Origin of the sequence: Methylobacterium sp. GC_Met_2, assembly GCF_026540795.1 — a bacterium.
Lineage (GTDB): Bacteria > Pseudomonadota > Alphaproteobacteria > Rhizobiales > Beijerinckiaceae > Methylobacterium.
Window position 1 is genome coordinate 1 of sequence record NZ_JALNUM010000261.1, and the last position, 1,053, is coordinate 1,053.

The 1,053-nt window shown below is 68.2% G+C and carries 1 protein-coding gene; it reads left to right on the forward strand.

Annotation, left to right across the window (positions count from 1 at the left end; genetic code table 11):
• Positions 1–93 precede the first annotated feature (93 nt).
• A protein-coding gene (locus tag OXS49_RS33340; protein WP_267428769.1) for an IS630 family transposase occupies positions 94–1,037 on the forward strand; the annotation gives its coding sequence in 2 pieces (ribosomal slippage) (positions 94–430 and positions 430–1,037; 945 coding nt in all).
• The last annotated feature ends 16 nt before the right edge of the window (positions 1,038–1,053 follow it).

Here is a 1,053-nt window from a genome sequence, read left to right on the forward strand (position 1 = left end):
TAGAGCGTTTTCGGTTTGGGCTGAATCGGCCAGTTGGGGTTCACGTCGGGCTGTTGGGCTGATTCATTGCGCGCTCCAGATGAGGAGCAGACCATGGGCCGACCCTACAGCCAGGATCTGCGTGAGCGGGTAGTGGACGCGGCAGGTGCGACCTCGCGTCGGCAAGCGGCCAAGCGCTTCGGGGTCGGTGCCGCAACGGCGGTCCGCTGGATGACGGCACTGGCCACGACTGGGACGGTGGCGGCTCGACCGCAAGGGCGGGCGCGCCGCTCCAAGCTCGATCCGCACGAGGCGTTCCTGCGCGGCCTGATCGCCGAGCGGGACGACATCACCCTGCAGGAGATGCGGATCCGCCTGCGGGAGGAACACGCGCTCACGGTCGGGCTGGGGACCCTGTGGAGCTTCCTCGACGCGCGCGGCCTGACGTACAAAAAAAGACAGCCCACGCGACCGAGCAGGATCGCCCGGACGTGAAGGCCGCCCGCGAGGCGTGGTTTGAGGGCCAGCCCGACCTTGATCCCAGCCGCCTGGTGTTCCTCGACGAGACCTGGACGGCCACCAACATGGCCCGCACCCGCGGGCGCTCACCGCGCGGCGAGCGGCTGCGCTCACCCGTGCCGCACGGCCATTGGAAGACCACCACCCTGGTGGCGGGCCTGCGCCTGTCTGGGATCGCCGCGCCGTTCGTGCTGGACGGGCCGATCAACCGCGACGTCTTCCAGGCCTACGTCGAGCGCGTGCTCGTGCCCGAACTCATCCCGGGCGACATCGTCGTGATGGACAACCTCGGCAGCCACAAAGGCCCGGCCGTGCGCGCGGCCATCGAAGCAGCGGGCGCGCGGTTGCTGTTCCTCCCGCCCTACTCGCCGGACTTCAACCCGATCGAGATGGCCTTCTCCAAGCTCAAGGCGCTGCTGCGCAAGGCCGCCGAGCGCACCGTCGAAGGGCTATGGTCGGCCATCGGACGGCTCATCGACACCGTAACGCCAGACGAGTGCGCCAATTTCTTCGCCGCCGCAGGATACGACCCAGATTAAACCGAAAACGCTCTAG